The following is a 250-nucleotide window of genomic DNA, read 5'->3' as shown; positions in this document are numbered from 1 at the left end:
ACTTGGTGCCGTGAAGATCTGGAACTTGTCGTCAGTAGCCTTCATGTCTTCAGCACCGGCATCCAGAGCATCCATCAGCATGTCGTCTTCGCTCTTGTCAAGACCGTCACGCAGAATTTCAATCAAGCCCTTGCGATCAAACATGTAGGAAACAGAGCCACTGGCACCCAGTGAACCGCCGGAATGAGTAAATGCAGAACGTACTGCAGCGGCCGTTCGGTTCTTGTTGTCAGTCAAGGCAAAGACCATC

General features: G+C 51.6%; 1 protein-coding gene. It reads right to left on the bottom strand.

The window, feature by feature from the left end:
- Positions 1-250, bottom strand: a 250-nt coding sequence (locus LI126_RS14970) for a YebC/PmpR family DNA-binding transcriptional regulator (protein WP_227165711.1), incomplete at both ends; no start/stop codon positions are given.

It is taken from the genome of Mediterraneibacter sp. 210702-DFI.5.30, from assembly GCF_020560115.1.
Taxonomy (GTDB): Bacteria; Bacillota; Clostridia; order Lachnospirales; family Lachnospiraceae; genus Mediterraneibacter; species Mediterraneibacter faecis.
This window is presented reverse-complemented; position numbering and strand designations above follow the sequence as displayed.